Below are 15,054 nucleotides of genomic sequence, written 5' to 3' on the forward strand. Positions count from 1 at the left end.
ATGTATCTGACTAAGACAGTAGAAAGAATAAATAATATACAATGGGATGTAGTGGGTAAAAGTACATCGAGAGCAGATGTTGATTTAGGTTATGAATTTTTAAGGAGATTGGCTCATTTTTTTAAGGAGCAATCTTTAAAAATACTTCCCCCATTGCTTGCAAACATAGCAAAATTACTTGGTGACAATGAGGAAGAAGTAGCTATTTCAGATTATTGTAACTCAGAGGTTATACAATTTTTAGGTGGAAATATATATATTAAAAAAATAGTTGAGTACTATATTCAATTATCTAAGTATGCTGATAAATATCCAGATGCTAGTAAATATCTTAGTGTATATGAGCCGTTAATCAAAATTTTTGAACGGGGAGGTTTGTATATTCTTAGACCAAGGTCGCTAGATGTAATAGATGGTGGACACATCCCATTGAATAATTGGTATGAAAATTTTGTGGATATGGAACCTATTGACATAAGTAATCTGTAATTATTACGCACAGAATTGATGAACGAGTCTGTAAACTAGCTTGTGTAAACTCGTTTACAACAACACTATTAACTAAATCGTACAATGCAACCAACAAATAACTAACAATTTGACAAACTTTCAAAAGCTTATTCCAACTTGAAACATAAGTAGGAATGGGCTTTTTTTCATGCCTAAAATCAAAGGAGGAAGAAAAGATGTAAAGGAGGACAGGCAGCATAAAAAGCAGATTCAATTGCTTAAGCCAAGCAGAGTATGTGTGCTTTTTAAAAACCAGATGTGGGTCGTATCCGAATCGGTCATCAGCTATGCATCGGGGCTGCTGCAATATGAATATGTGTTGGTGAAGCGTCAGGCGCTGAGAATGAAGCTGCGGCGGAATGAACGGATTCAAGGCGTCTCCCTCGAAGGCCGGGTCGTGAAACGGGCGAACAATATGGTAAAGGTGCATTTGGACATCGATGCGGAGCATGATACGCAAGGGAACTGGTGGTTCCCCTATTCGGGGGAAGGGAATAATATCTTTCACTGTCTGCCGGAGGAAGGCGCGCGGATTAAGGTGTATTTTCCAAGCGGTACCGAGAAGCAGGCGATCGCGATCAACTCGGTTCGCGGCGGAAGCGAGGAGATGAAGAGCCGGACGGTGTTCCAGAAGCCCACGACGAAAGTGTTCGAGATGCCGGGAGCGGCGAAAATGCAGCTAGGAGACGACGGGGTGCTGTTCGAGAAAGGGACGGTCAGCCTGCATCTGGATGGCGGGAACATTACGGTTAAGGCAAGCGAGGATCTGTTGCTGGTCGCAGGCAACCGGATGGAGCTGGGGAGCGGAAGCGGGAAGGGCGTGCTCGAGTCCATTCGGATGCGCGCTGCGCAGCAGATTGCGCTACAAACGAACGCAACCCATTATATGGTCATCCAAGAAAACCGGGTGGGCATCAAGAGCAGCAAGCTGGACTTCCAGAAAGTCGAAGCGGACTTTATGGAGCTGCTGACGGATGAAGAACTCAAGCAGATGTATATCGATGAACAGGCCGAAGCGAAAATTTGGAAAGAAGAACTGGATTTCAACAAAAATGTCCCCGTGCCGATGTCCGGCGTGCCGGTGACCGTATCCTTGCCGGAAGGCCACAAGGCGGACATTCGTGCGAAAGTGGCAGCCGAAGTGAACAGCAGTCCGAATGGAGTCGCTGCGGCGCGAAGCTGGCTGAACGGGAAATCGGCGGAAGAGCAGCAGAACGCCTACCAGAAGAGCTACACCCCGCCAGCAAGCGAACCGAAGAAGAGTAAGAAAGAGAAACAAGCGGAGCTAGAGCAGAACCAGAAAATCTACGATCAGGAAGACCGGGACCGGACAGCGGTGTATGAGTGGAATCAAAGCGCAAAGAAGATTATGGAGCAGGGAGCACAGGAAGGCAAGTCGCCAGCGGAGATCCGGGCGATGCTCCCACCGCAGCCCGTACTATCGCAAAGAGCGCCGCAGGAGAGCCATGGGCCGGGTATAATCGAGCAGGTGCTGGACTTTACGGGAATCGGGAAACTGTTAGAAAAGATGGGTCCTGCTCTAGACGCGTGGCAGCTCGAGCATGTCATCCCGCAGAAGCCGGACTATCTCAGCAAGCATACGGAAAAAAAGGTATACTTATCCCGGTATACCTTCCAAGTGTTAGTCATTGATCCTCAAGTTCTGATCGCGGAGATCAATCTCTTATTCGGAGCGGTGGCGATCATCGGGGCGTTTTGGACGGGAGGGGGATCGTTGTATCTCCTGGCGCTCGCAGATGGGGTCATAGGCGCAGGCATGGTCGCCGTCAACATTGAGAAGCTAATTGATCTTAAGAACGGAAATGGGAATACGAATCCGAACCTCCTCGGTATAGACCAGAAGATGCTGGATAATATGGGACTCGCTATCGCATTTGTGAATCTGGCGTTCTTGATGAAGCACGGCTTATACAAGGCGGCGGATAAACTAGCGAACAGGAGGAATATCGCGGCGCTGGATGAGCTGGAAGATGCTTTGAAGGCAGGGGGGACGGGGAAAGGTGTTATTGGGAAAACTGGTGAGGGAATACCAATTGAAGAAGTAAGACCAGATATACTTGAACAGATTTATCGGGATGACGCAGGTGTATATGGATACTTACCTAAAGAGAGAACGCCATATGCAAAATATGATTTCACGGATGTTGAAAAGGTTAAGCAGAACAGGGCTATTAGAGAAGAGTATTTACAACAATCTAAAAAAATTCAAGAAGAAATTGATAGGATGGTGCAACAAGGTACCCCAATTGATGAAATAGCAAATAGAGTTGTTAATATGCGAAATCAAGATAAAGTTTCAGCGAGAGCAAAAATGGCACCTGAAGAATTGGCTCCAATAGAGGAAAGGAACATGAAACTATATGGTAATCCGATAGGGCCTGATGCAAAGTGGCTTTTTGATAGTAAGAAACAAAAAATGCTTGAACAGGGATTAAATCCTACAGATTATGAAATATGGCAATCAATAATTAAAAGCTCAATGAAAAAAGATGATGTGTTGAATACATTATTAGGATTAAAGCATTAGAAAAACATTAAGTGTATAGCGATGTGAAAACAATATTTGTTTAAAAGGAGTATACTCAAATGATAACATTGCGCAATTATCCAAAGCTGGGATCGTACATTTTAATTGATAATAATACTTATTCAATCGAAGAAGCTGAGGATAGGTATAAAGTAATACAAGGGATTGGGGGAATAAGTGAAGATGGACAGGTTATAATGCTACATAGAATCTAGACAGCAAAAAAGGAGATTCTTAGTTGTGCCAACATCAAGACGAACATTCACGCCGGAAGAAAAAGCACGAATTGTACTGGAGATTCTAAGAGAAGAAAAGTCCATTTCGCAGCTGGCTTCGGAAGAAGGAATCCATCCCAATGTGTTAAATCGCTGGAAGAATGAAGCGACTCAAAATCTGGCTCAGCTCTTTGTAGACGACCGGAAAGGGATCACGAAGATGAAAAAAGAATACGAGCAGCAGATCGAAGACCTCTACGCCGAAGTGGGTAAACTGACCACCCAATTGTCGTGGCTCAAAAAAAAATCTGGCCGATAATCTCAGCCGTGCCGAACGGTTGCTCCTCGTCGAGTATGGGAACGCTGAACTTTCCATTCAAACGCAGGCGGACTTGCTCAGCCTGAATCGTTCCAGCCTGTATTACAAGCCGGTCCCTCCCTCCCCGGAGGAAATTCGCCTCAAGCACCGGATTGACGAGCTTTACACCCGCCATTCGTTTATGGGTTACCGGACGATTGCGGCCATCATGAACCGGGAAGGGGATGCTATTCATCCCAACACCGTACGGCGGTATATGCGGGAAATGGGGATCATGGCGATCTTCCCCGGTCCTAACCTGAGTAAGCGAGACCTACAGCACCGGATCTACCCGTACCTGCTGCGTAAGCTGCCGATTACAGCGCCGGATCAGGTCTGGAGTGTCGATATTACCTATATCCGCATGAAACAGGGCTGGATGTATCTGTATGCCGTCATGGACTGGTATTCGCGCTTCATTGTGGACTGGCAACTGGATCAAAGTCTGGAAATTGACTTTGTCCTGGAAACCATGAAACGCGCCTTGGCCCGTCGTGTTCCGTCCATCGTGAACAGCGACCAGGGCAGCCACTTCACCAGTCCCAAGTACATTGATCTGCTCAAGGAAAAGGAGATTCGGATCAGCATGGACGGGAAGGGCCGAGCGACAGACAATATTGTCATTGAGCGCTTTTGGCGCAGCCTAAAGTACAACGAAATTTACATCAACGAGTATGGCAGTCCAAGAGAGACCCGGCAGGGTGTAGGAGGATATATCCATTTGCATAATCACTACCTGCCTCATCAGTCCCTGCAAAACCATACGCCGGCTGCTGTGTATAACCAGGAGGTCATGCTTTCATCCACATAGGAATAAGGTGAAGGGAACTTTGTTCCCCTCCCGCGCCTTCGCTTGGGCCTTGTCCTCCACCTACAACAGCTCTACTTTTCACTTTGCACTTTTTTTCACACCTTAAATATATTCAAATCTCTGTCTTGACATCTTGTAGCACCATAGGTAGTTGGTATCTATGTTAAAAATAACAAACTATTTTTTTTCTACAATGGACAATCATTTGAGGCACCCATAAGCGACCTGAATTGTACAAATAATTATGTTTCCAAATTAAAAAGATGTTTTAGTGTAACAATAGGGGGGCAAGATATCTGTAATATAATTTATGAGCCTTTTATCGACCCTGGAATGATTTATTACGATGCAGACCCTGAAGAGTTTGATGCTTTGTTATATATAAGTGAGTTATTAAAGAGTGAGGATTCTATTAAGAAATTTATGAAGGGGATGGAAATAATTAAAGAGCAGTATAGAGCTTAATGTTTTAGATACAGAAATTTGAGCGTATAGCAGTCTTTATAGATAAGTGAAACTAGTTTGTAAATATATGGGTTTAAAATAACTTATAGAGAATGGAATGAAAGAGGAGAATTAATAAAAGAAAAATTGGAGCCAACCCAATTTGAGAAAGATACCATAAAAAATGGGCGGATCAAGATGGAAAGTAAAATTACGGAAGTTTTTGATGGAATTCAATCCGACTTATCTCATAAAATTAGATTAAAGAATAGCTTTGCTAGAGAAGATATACGCCTAATAGCAGGAGTCGATTTAGCTTATTGGGAGGAAGGAGAGGCCACAGTCGCATGTTGCTGTATTTGCGTCCTAGATTTTTCAACAAAAAAAATAATCGAAATAAAATCTTTAATAGACGAAGTTAATGTGGCGTATATGCCAGGATATTTATCATTTAGAGAACTACCCTTAATTATGCAAACTTTTAAAAAATTAAGTAATGATCCTGATCTTGTGATGTTTGATGGTAATGGTTATTTACATCCCAGAAATATGGGTATTGCAACACATGCTTCATTTCATTTAAATAAATCAACAATAGGAATCGCCAAAAGCTATTTAAAAATCAATTCTGTTGACTTCATTATGCCAAGTAATAATGTCGGAGCGTTTACTGATATTGTAATAAACAGAATAGTATATGGAAGGGCACTGCGAACACATAAAAATGTGAAACCCATTTTTGTATCGTGTGGAAACTGGATTGATATAGATACGGCCACTGAAATTACGCTAGAGTTAATCAATAATGAGAGCCGACTACCTATACCAGTAAGACAAGCCGATTTAGAAACGAAAAAAATTAAAAGAAGAAAATCTCTCCTGTTCTAAACTAGACTTATGATGAGGACCGTCTAGTAGTTTATCAAACGAAGTTAATATTTTTGCTTAGAATGAACAAGGTTAATCACCCTTTGTTTATAATGTGGTTGGTCTACGGTTGATAATCAGATCAGTAAATAGGGTATGTCAAGAATTTTGTGTAAACTCACTTTACAACCGAACAACAAGATCGCACAATTAACCAATAAACCAAACAGTAAACAACTTAAATAAAAACTTGATAACCTATTAAAAGCTTATTCCAACTTGAATTATGAGTAGGAATGAGCTTTTTTTGCATACCCAAAATTAAAGAAGGAAGAGTGAAGAGGAAGCGGAACTCTGCATACAACGAAGCAGCTTTGAGGACAGTGTGGTCCTCTGGAAGCCTGCCGAGCCGAAAGCGGAGAGGTGGTTCGCCGGGGGCATTACGGGTATCGATATTCACATGGAAGATGGGATTCCGCATGTGCAAGTCGAGGCGATCTCGCGCACGTATGCCATGGATATGGAGCCGAAAAACCGGTCGTATCAGAACAAGCATTTGACCTATTCGGACGCCATAGCGCAGCTCGTCGCTGACTACCCCGGAGGGGCTGCACAAAATATGGCGACAAACGAGGAAGCGGCAATCGGGTCGCTCATGGTTCAATTTGCAGAGACCGACTGGCAGTTTATGAAACGGCTGGCCTCCCGGATCGGGACCGTTATTTTGCCGGATGTGGCCCTGGATGCGCCGCGCGTCTATTTCGGCGTGCCGGATTTGTCATGGGGCGAGGAGCTGAAGTCCAAGCGTTACACCGCCGTGAAGGACCGGGCCCGCTATGAAGAGCTGAAGGCGCATGCGGAAGGAAACGAAGAGGATTCGCTTCAGGAGGCGGATTTTGTCCATTACCGGGTCATCAGCGAGCAATATTGCGAGGTCGGAGATGATGTCCTGTTTAAAAACCAGATGTGGGTCGTATCCGAATCGGTGATCAGCTATGCCTCCGGGCTGCTGCAATATGAATATGTGCTGGTGAAACGGCAGACGCTGAGAATGAAGCTGCGGCGGAATGAGCGGATTCAAGGCGTCTCCCTCGAAGGCCGGGTCGTGAAACGGGCGAACAATATGGTAAAGGTTCATCTGGACATCGATGCGGAGCATGACGCGCAAGGGAACTGGTGGTTCCCCTACTCGGGGGAAGGGAACAATATCTTTCACTGTCTGCCGGAGGAAGGCGCGCGGATCAAGGTGTATTTTCCAAGCGGTACCGAGAAGCAGGCGATGGCAATCAACTCGGTTCGCGGCGGAAGTGAGGAGATGAAGAGCCGGACGGTGTTCCAAAGCCCACGACGAAAGTGTTCGAGATGCCGGGAGCGGCCAAGATGCAGCTGGGAGACGACGGAGTGCTGTTCGAGAAAGGGACGGTCAGCCTGCATCTGGATGGCGGGAACATTACGGTTAATGCAAGCGAGGATTTGTTGCTGGTGGCAGGCAACCGGATGGAGGTGGGGAGCGGGAGCGAGAAGGGAGTGCTCGAGTCCATCCGCATGCGCGCCGCGAAGCAGATTGCGCTGCAAACGAACGCTGCCCATTATATGGTCATCCAAGAAAACCGGGTGGGCATCAAGAGCAGCAAGCTGGACTTCCAGAAAGTCGAAGCGGATTTCATGGAGTTGCTGACGGATGAAGAACTCAAGCAGATGTATATCGATGAACAGGCCGAAGCGAAAATCTGGCAGGAAGAACTGGATTTCAACAAGAATGTCGCCGTTCCGATGTCCGGAGTGCCAGTGTCCGTACCCTTACGGAAGGCAACAAGGCGGACATTCGTGCGAAAGTGGCAGCCGAAGTGAACAGCAATCCGAATGGAGTAGCTACGGCGCGAAGCTGGATGAGCGGGAAATCAGCGGAAGAGCAGCAGAGCGCCTACCAGAAGAGCTACGCCCAGCCGGCAAGCGAACCGAAGAAGAAGAGTAAGAAAGAGAAACAAGCGGAGCTGGCAGAGAGTCAGAAGGAATATGAGCAAGAGGACCGGGACCGGACAGCGGTATATGAGTGGAATCAAAGCGCGAAGAAGATCATGGAGCAAGGAGCACGGGAAGGCAAGTCGCCAGCGGAGATCCGGGCGATGCTCCCACCGGAACCTGTACTTATGCGAAGAGCGCCGCAGGAAAGCCATTGGCCGGATATGATACAAAAAATGCTGGATTTCACGGGGATCAGGAAAATGATGGAAAAGATGGGTCCTGCTCTAGACGCGTGGCAGCTGGAGCATGTCATCCCGCAGAAGCCGGATTATCTCAGCAAGCATACGGAAAAAAAGGTATACTTATCCCGGTATACGTTCCAAGTGTTAGTCATCGATCCCCAGATGGTGATCGCGGAGTTAAATATCTTATTTGGAGCGGTGGCGATCATCACGGCAATTCCGACGGGAGGGGGATCGTTGTATCTCCTGATGGCCGCAGATATAGCCATAGGCGCAGCCACGATCATCGTCAACGGGATGAAACTGTACGATCTCAAGAACGGAAATGGGAATACGAATCCGAACATTTTCGGTCTAGACCAGGCGATGCTGGATAACCTGGGCATTGCCATCACGGTTGTAAGCCTGGCGAGCTTATTGAAGCACGGCTTATACAAGACGGCGGATAAACTGGCGAACAGCAGGAATATTGCGGCGCTGGAAGAGCTGGAAGATGCTTCGAGAGCAGGGGGGACGGGTAATGGTGCTAATACACCAAGAACAGGACCAGAATGGGATGAGTATTTCCGTTCAAAATATGGTGATGAAAATGTAGACTGGAAAACTAGTTCTGAGTACTCTCTATATCCTCCTAAATATATTCCTTATACACCTAAAATCAGGCCAAATGAAACAATTACGAAGCCTTCGTTACCTGAGGGAGGGAAACCAGAAGGAGATTATGCTAAAGCTACAGGTAAAGATACTCGAGGAATAGATAGACAAAATGAAGCCGCAGATGTGCTGGCGGAAAATGGATATCGCACGATAATGCTTGACGAAGTCCCCAATGGAAATGGTTTTGGTGGAAACGGCTATGGTATTAATCCTGATAAAAGTCCGGACTTCATAATAGAGCGGCAGGTGTTTGATTGTTATGCTCCTGAATCAACTAATCTAAAGAACATTCTTAAAATGCTCAGAGATAAAACTACGGATCAAGCAAGAAGAATAGTGTTAAATTTAAATGATTATCCTATTGAAAAAAGGGCTGAACTTATTGAGTTTATATTAAGTCAAACCCACAAGGATTTAAAACATTTAAATGAACTATTAGTCATTGAAGGTCGTCAAGTAACTAGAGCGTATTGGAGGTATGAGTAAAATGGATTATTCGTTATGTATTGGTTCTAATTTGCCTAAAGAAGAATTGGGGAATTTTCTCTACAATATGATATGCGAAGTATTATTTGTAGAATTAATTGATCATGAGGCAGAAGTATGGGATAGGTCTTATACTCAACGCGTAAGTGTCGGTTGCACATATTTTTCAATGAGCATTAATTTAGATGATGAGGATGACTATACAGAACGTTATCGGAAGGCAAATCTCGAAGCATATGGTGTAGATACGAATGTTTTTATTAGTATTCAATTTATAACGCGTACATTTGATTTAGGATGGTTAAAGCTACTTGGAATAATTGGAAAAATATTGAATATGAACGATCGAGATTTGATTTTAGAGGATGATTCCACATATCCATTACTAAAAAGAATTAAAGGGTCTTTACTTATCAACAGTAATTTGGATGAATATCGAACATGGTATATGACAAAAGAAAATCTAGCACTACTGAATTATCCATATGAAGAGAGGATTTTTTAAAGATGGGGAGTATAGAAGGTAATCTCTTCCTATTTGTTGAGTAATAAAATGATATCAGCGCTTGTAAATATTTTCGAGGTATGTCAATAATTTTGTGTAACCAGTCGTTCAATACCACAATACGAGATCGCCGCCCATATTGTGGTCTTTGTTGTCATTATCCTCTGATCGTTGATTTATTATGAGTAGACCCCACCCAGTGCCGAATGAATCGGGCGGCGGAGTTCAAGTAGACTTAACCCAAGTAATACCCGTATAAATATTTTGTAACTACTTAGGTACAACATCATGATTTCCATCTCTTTAAAGGAACCACATATTGTGTTTTCTTAGTCCCAGTTGAGTAATTACTTTTCGCTATTTGTGTTCTTTTGAAGGGTGAATTCAATATATAATAGCTCAAGTAATAACTTTTCAGGATTTATACCATATAGATACCTGAGTAGTTACAATATTTTTCCACCCCCTTTAATACGCACATCAAATGCTTTAATTTTATAACCTAAATAACGCTATTCCCTTACGTTAAACAGGTCGATTTTGGTCAGAAACTACCATGATTGACCTGTTTTTTGTTATGTACGCTTTCTACAGGTTTTTGAAACAATCGCAACGGGGAAATCCTAAAAGAAGAACTGGATTTAAGCTGTCGCGTTAAAGCGGCTGTGCAATTAACGGAAGGCCAAAAGGCGGACATTCGTGCGAAAGTGGCAGCTGAAGTGAACAGTAATCCGAATGGAATCGCTGCGGCGCGAAGCTGGCTGAGCGGGAAATCGGCGGAAGAGCAGCAGAACGCCTACCAGAAGAAGTACGCCCCGCCAGCTGAACCGAAGAAGGGTAAGAAAGAGAAACAAGCGGAGCTAGAGCAGAACCAGAACATCTACGATCAGGAAGACCGGGATCGGACAGCGGTATATGAGTGGAATCAAAGTGCGAAGAAGATCATGGAGCAAGGAGCACGGGAAGGCAAGTCGCCAGCGGAGATCCGGGCGATGCTTCCCCCGCAGCCCGTACTTTCGCAAAGAGCGCCGCAGGAAAGCCACGGGCCGGGTATAATCGAGCAGATGCTGGATTTTACGGGGATCGGGAAACTGGTGGATCAACTGGGACCTGTCCTGGACGCGTTGCAACTGGAGCACATCATTCCGCAGAAGCCGGATTATCTCAGCAAGCATACAGAAAAAAAGGTATACTTATCCCGGTATACCTTCCAAGTGCTAGTCATCGATCCCCAAGTTCTGATCGCGGAGATCAATCTCTTATTTGGAGCGGTGGCAATCATCGGGGCGTTTTGGACGGGAGGGGGATCGTTGTATCTCCTGGCGCTCGCAGATGGGGTCATAGGCGCAGGCATGGTTGCCGTCAACATTGAGAAGCTAATCGATCTCAAGAACGGAAATGCGAATACGAATCCGAGCATCCTCGGCATAGACCAGAAGATGCTGGATGATATGGGGCTCGCCATCGCGTTTGTGAACCTGGCGTTCTTGATGAAGCACGGCTTGTACAAGGCGGCGGATAAACTAGCGAATGGCAGGAATATCGCGGCGCTGGAAGAACTGGAAGATGCATCGAAGGCTTGGAGGGCAAAGGGGACGGGAAATGGTGGTTGCATGTTAGTGTAGCTGATGAAGCAAATACTGTAAAGTATTACAGAGTGCAAACCAAGGGCGAACATGGCAGCTTTGAAAGAATGGTTGTAAATGATGACGGAACTATTTCAATAGTCACTAAAAATAGCAATTTAAATGTGAGTGCCGAAACAGCAGAACATGCAGAATATTTCATGCAAAAAAAAGGAGAAGGATCTTACATTATTGAGTTTGAAGTTGATAGTTGGTTTCATGATATGATAATGGAGTATGCAATCCCTCAGAAAAAATATAGAACGAACCTTTTAAATCAAGGCAGAACAGCGCCTAAAATAGTTGACCCTCATCAGCCAGGATTGTATCTTGAGCTGCCACCCGTCTGGCTCGATTGGATTGAAGAAATTGCTAAAAATGCTAAAACACTTGAGTAGGGGTTGTAACAGCTTTGAAAGTGGAACCAAATTTTCCTGATACAGTCGTAGTTTTAGTGAAACATGAAGAGAAATATACTTGGTATGTGAGTGAAAAAGAATTATGGATTATGGATTTGCTAGAATTAGACAACGCCTTCCGAAGAAAATTCAATCAACCTGAAGTAACTGAAACAGAGGCTGATTATGAAGAACGTGTAGGATGTGAAATACTATCTGAAAAAAATATAGAACAGTTTCAAGAAGCTATGAAAGACTTTAAAGTAAGCTATACAGAATTGATTGATTACTTTAATTTATATTCTGAAGTATACTTGGGTGGAGTGAATTCCGAAGTTGAAACTTCGTTTTATTTAGATTTTGATAACAAAATTTTTTACTCCTTTTTTAAAGAACCTGGATCTTATGAGGATTTTGTTCCAACTGGATGGAGGGGTGTTTTTGAAAAAGATACAAAAAAAATAATTCCGGAGAATGCCAAAGTGAAAGGGTGAGTTTCTTTGAAAAACCAGGTTCAAATATTTGAAGATGAATTTCTAAATGAAAACTCTGGAGAAGCTGTAAAAGGGGTTACTGTAGTTGTGGATGGGTATTTCAAACAAGTTTTAGACACAATACTTCAAAACGAAAAATCCTATGGCGGATACACAAATCTTATAGCAAATGCCCTAGCTAGGGGAATTAATAAGACCATAAAATAGGAGATAGTATTATGGATAATTTTACAATTGTTGAAGATGATTTGCAAAACGGCGATACTGGAGAATTAGTAAAAGGAGTTAGAATTATGGTTGAAGGAAAGTTCAAAAATTTACTTGATTCGATAATAGAAAAAACTCCTTCATTTAATAATTATTCAGAGGTCATTGGTTCTGCAATCACAAGTGGAATTACAGAGATTATTTCTGATTTAAAAAGCAAAAGATCTTAGATTGTTCCTTTCTTTTTTGAATATTTATAGATATACCAATTAGGGTCTGTCAAGGTTTTTCGTATTATAAGGTCAACTAGTACAAATACAACCAAAAAACCAAACACTAAAGAACGTAAACAAACACTTGATAACCTTTCAAAAGCTTATTCCAACTTGAATTATGAGTAGGAATGAGCTTTTTTTCATGCCCAAAATCAGAAGAAAGTTAAGAAAGAGAATAGCAAAACAGGCACAAGCAGTAGAAAAATGAACGTCAAACCCCAACCCACCTGTTTACAAGCTCAAGATCATGCGAAAAGGTCGATCGGATTATCTCAGCAAGCATACGGAAAAAAAGGTATACTTATCCCGGTATACGTTCCAAGTGTTAGTCATCGATCCCCAAGTTCTGATTGCGGAGATCAATCTCTTATTTGGAGCGGTGGCGATCATCGGGGCGTTTGCGACAGGAGGGGGATCGTTGTATCTCCTGGCGCTCGCAGATGGGGTCATAGGCGCAGGCATGGTCGCCGTCAACATTGAGAAGCTAATCGATCTCAAGAACGGAAATGGGAATACGAATCCGAGCATCCTCGGTATAGACCAGGCGATGCTGGATGATATGGGGTCGCCCTCGCGTTTGTGAATCTGGCGTTCTTGATGAAGCACGGCTTGTACAAGGCGGCGGATAAACTAGCGAATGGCAGGAATATCGCGGCGCTGGATGAGCTGGAAGATGCTTTGAAGGCAGGGGGGACGGGTGAAGTTAAATATTTAACTGATCCTGCAGCAATGAGGCAGTATAGCGTACCTCCAAAAGATGGGTTTGATGCGCTTGTGGAGAGAAAATATATTGAGATTAGAAAAGTAGGTTTAGAAGATGTAAAAACGGTTGCTAAAAATACAGGATTAACTGAAGAACAAGTTGCCAAGATGAAAGAACACTTATTTTTAACTATTCATGATCTATCTGTAGAGGGTCAACCATATAATAAGTTATATTTCCAAGCAGATTCTGATGTCGTTTATGCATGGCAATTGGCACAAAAGAGAGAGCTTACAAAAAAGATTGGTTTAAGAGACTGGCAGATCATGAATTAAAAGAACAAGATATCATGAAGAATGGGTACATTGATGGAAATGGTAGCAAAATAGAACCTTTACCTTTAAGAGATCCATCTACTTGGGATATGAAAAATGGGTATAAACCGGATCCGACAAAAAATGCCCATGATGCAGCAAATGCTCAAGGAGCTGAGCAGCCGTCTGAGGATTTTCCAGGATATGATAAATTTAATGAGTATCTTAAGTATGCCGATAAAGATATATATATCCGGCATTTAATATTTAGAATTGGAGACATAACCGTTCAACTGTAGCGGCAGGCGTTTCATTAATTAATCGGATGAATCCTTGAACAGCTTTACGAATTTTTTGTACCGAGTCAAAGAAGACATTATGAATCACGGATGATTTTAGCCAGGCCCATAATTCTTCAATCATGTTCAAATTCGGACTATACGGAGGCAAGTAAACCAAGGTGAGCTTGGCTTGATGTTCTTTTAAAAAAGGCTGGATGAGGTCGGCATGATGGATTCGTGCATTATCCAAAATCATCACGATTCGATCCCCTTCATATTTTTCCAAGAGACGTTCCAGAAAGGACAAGAATTCTTTGGCGGTGTACTGTTCTTCTTGTACGCAAAATACTTCACCGGATTCATAATCCAGCGTTCCAATCAGCTTCGCTCCCCAATGCTTGCCGTAGGTGGGAATGATTTTTTGCTGCCCCTTGGGAAACCAGGTACGAGAAAGCGCTTGGTAATCCCGGATCATGGACTCATCTTCAAACAGAATCCGGTTGATGCGCCCAGCGAGGAGTTTTTTTTAACTCCTGAAAGTGTTCTTTGAATTCTTCTTGTTTCTGTGGGTCTGCTTTAGCCAGTGTGTAGGTCGGCTTCGTAAAGCTAAGCTTCAAACGGTACAACAGGTCTCGTGTTCCTCGATCCGAATACCGAATATTCCACTTTTGTTCGATCCATTTCCGAACGAGTGGAGAAGTCCAGTTCATCTGGGAAGGAAATCCTTGATCCTCGGGCGTTTGATTCGTTACCACTTCATACACTTGTTGCTCTTGTTCAGCTGTTAACAAGCGATGTCGTCCTGGAGGACGTCCGATTTGTAGCCCCTGCATCCCTTGTTCTCGGTAAGCTTCGCTGTAGTTATATAAGGTCGATATAGTCCGTCCTGTCACTTCGGAAATCCGTTCGTAAGATTCACCAAGTAACAGCATGAGGATCGTCTGATACCTTTCATGCATACGTACATCTTTGTTTATTTTCATCGCGGCTTTGATTTCCTGAATGGCTACTGCTTTGTGTTCTTCTGCCACACCAACTCGTACGCTCATTTGTATCGTCTCCAATGATTATATGATGGAAGACTATTATACTGGAATTTATTTCTTTTGGGTTTTCTACGTCCACATTATTCCATTTGTTTTTCACCGA

At 43.5% G+C, this 15,054-nt stretch carries 17 protein-coding genes and 1 pseudogene; 17 read left to right on the forward strand and 1 reads right to left on the reverse strand.

Going from position 1 to position 15,054, the window contains the following annotated elements:
• The 17 genes and pseudogenes from PDUR_RS04040 (at position 1) to PDUR_RS28535 (ending at position 13,923) form a co-directional block, all read left to right on the forward strand.
• Positions 1-489, forward strand: a complete 489-nt coding sequence (locus PDUR_RS04040; RefSeq protein WP_042205206.1) for a hypothetical protein — start codon at positions 1-3, stop codon at positions 487-489.
• Between the two features lie 169 nt (positions 490-658).
• Positions 659-3,058: a hypothetical protein gene (locus tag PDUR_RS29650; RefSeq protein ID WP_233277473.1), complete on the forward strand. Its 2,400-nt coding sequence runs from the start codon at positions 659-661 to the stop codon at positions 3,056-3,058.
• 240 nt (positions 3,059-3,298) lie between these two features.
• A protein-coding gene (locus PDUR_RS04055) for an IS3 family transposase (protein ID WP_218918414.1) occupies positions 3,299-4,442 on the forward strand; the annotation gives its coding sequence in 2 pieces (ribosomal slippage) (positions 3,299-3,573 and positions 3,572-4,442; 1,146 coding nt in all).
• A 147-nt stretch (positions 4,443-4,589) separates the two neighbouring features.
• A pseudogene (locus PDUR_RS30175) lies at positions 4,590-4,907 on the forward strand (hypothetical protein); the annotation flags it as partial.
• Positions 4,908-5,084: 177 nt separating this feature from the next.
• Complete coding sequence (locus tag PDUR_RS04065) at positions 5,085-5,774, forward strand: endonuclease V (RefSeq protein ID WP_042209045.1); 690 nt, start codon at positions 5,085-5,087, stop codon at positions 5,772-5,774.
• A 364-nt stretch (positions 5,775-6,138) separates the two neighbouring features.
• Positions 6,139-7,431, forward strand: coding sequence for a type VI secretion system Vgr family protein (locus tag PDUR_RS04070; RefSeq protein WP_042205207.1), 1,293 nt, complete (start codon positions 6,139-6,141; stop codon positions 7,429-7,431).
• Positions 7,419-7,604: a hypothetical protein gene (locus tag PDUR_RS04075; RefSeq protein ID WP_042205208.1), complete on the forward strand. Its 186-nt coding sequence runs from the start codon at positions 7,419-7,421 to the stop codon at positions 7,602-7,604. Before PDUR_RS04070 ends, PDUR_RS04075 begins: the two co-directional genes overlap by 13 nt.
• Positions 7,601-9,103 (forward strand): CdiA C-terminal domain-containing protein, encoded by a 1,503-nt coding sequence (locus tag PDUR_RS27075; RefSeq protein WP_156130286.1) that lies wholly within the window; start codon positions 7,601-7,603, stop codon positions 9,101-9,103. The genes PDUR_RS04075 and PDUR_RS27075 overlap by 4 nt, the downstream gene beginning before the upstream one ends.
• A 1-nt stretch (position 9,104) precedes the next feature.
• Positions 9,105-9,608, forward strand: coding sequence for a hypothetical protein (locus tag PDUR_RS04085; protein ID WP_233277474.1), 504 nt, complete (start codon positions 9,105-9,107; stop codon positions 9,606-9,608).
• 719 nt (positions 9,609-10,327) lie between these two features.
• The gene (locus tag PDUR_RS28530; RefSeq protein WP_156130287.1) at positions 10,328-11,233 is read left to right on the forward strand and encodes a hypothetical protein; all 906 of its coding nucleotides are present in this window, start codon (positions 10,328-10,330) and stop codon (positions 11,231-11,233) included.
• Positions 11,218-11,631, forward strand: a complete 414-nt coding sequence (locus PDUR_RS04095) for a hypothetical protein (protein WP_042209047.1) — start codon at positions 11,218-11,220, stop codon at positions 11,629-11,631. Before PDUR_RS28530 ends, PDUR_RS04095 begins: the two co-directional genes overlap by 16 nt.
• A 14-nt stretch (positions 11,632-11,645) precedes the next feature.
• Positions 11,646-12,125 carry a hypothetical protein gene (locus PDUR_RS04100; protein WP_042205211.1) on the forward strand — a complete coding sequence of 160 codons (480 nt, stop codon included), beginning with the start codon at positions 11,646-11,648 and terminating at the stop codon, positions 12,123-12,125.
• Between the two features lie 6 nt (positions 12,126-12,131).
• Entirely contained in the window at positions 12,132-12,332 is a 201-nt protein-coding gene (locus PDUR_RS04105; protein ID WP_042205212.1) for a hypothetical protein, read from the forward strand.
• 11 nt (positions 12,333-12,343) lie between these two features.
• Complete coding sequence (locus PDUR_RS04110; RefSeq protein WP_052410019.1) at positions 12,344-12,562, forward strand: hypothetical protein; 219 nt, start codon at positions 12,344-12,346, stop codon at positions 12,560-12,562.
• A 292-nt stretch (positions 12,563-12,854) separates the two neighbouring features.
• A complete protein-coding gene (locus PDUR_RS04115) occupies positions 12,855-13,190 on the forward strand; it encodes a hypothetical protein (RefSeq protein ID WP_042205214.1) in 336 nt (111 codons plus the stop codon).
• Positions 13,187-13,645, forward strand: coding sequence for a hypothetical protein (locus tag PDUR_RS27085; RefSeq protein WP_052410021.1), 459 nt, complete (start codon positions 13,187-13,189; stop codon positions 13,643-13,645). The genes PDUR_RS04115 and PDUR_RS27085 overlap by 4 nt, the downstream gene beginning before the upstream one ends.
• Before the next feature lie 14 nt (positions 13,646-13,659).
• Positions 13,660-13,923, forward strand: coding sequence for a hypothetical protein (locus PDUR_RS28535; protein WP_156130289.1), 264 nt, complete (start codon positions 13,660-13,662; stop codon positions 13,921-13,923).
• Here PDUR_RS28535 and PDUR_RS27745 read toward each other — a convergent pair.
• Positions 13,892-14,936, reverse strand: a protein-coding gene (locus PDUR_RS27745) for an IS630 family transposase (RefSeq protein WP_407944310.1) whose coding sequence is annotated in 2 segments (ribosomal slippage) — positions 13,892-14,431 and positions 14,433-14,936 — 1,044 coding nt in all. Because the reading frame shifts where the segments join, the coding sequence is not laid out codon by codon here. The two genes, PDUR_RS28535 and PDUR_RS27745, sit on opposite strands and share 32 nt — an antisense overlap.
• Positions 14,937-15,054: the final 118 nt, after the last annotated feature.

The sequence above is a fragment of the Paenibacillus durus genome (assembly GCF_000756615.1).
GTDB classification, from domain to species: domain Bacteria; phylum Bacillota; class Bacilli; order Paenibacillales; family Paenibacillaceae; genus Paenibacillus_AQ; species Paenibacillus_AQ durus.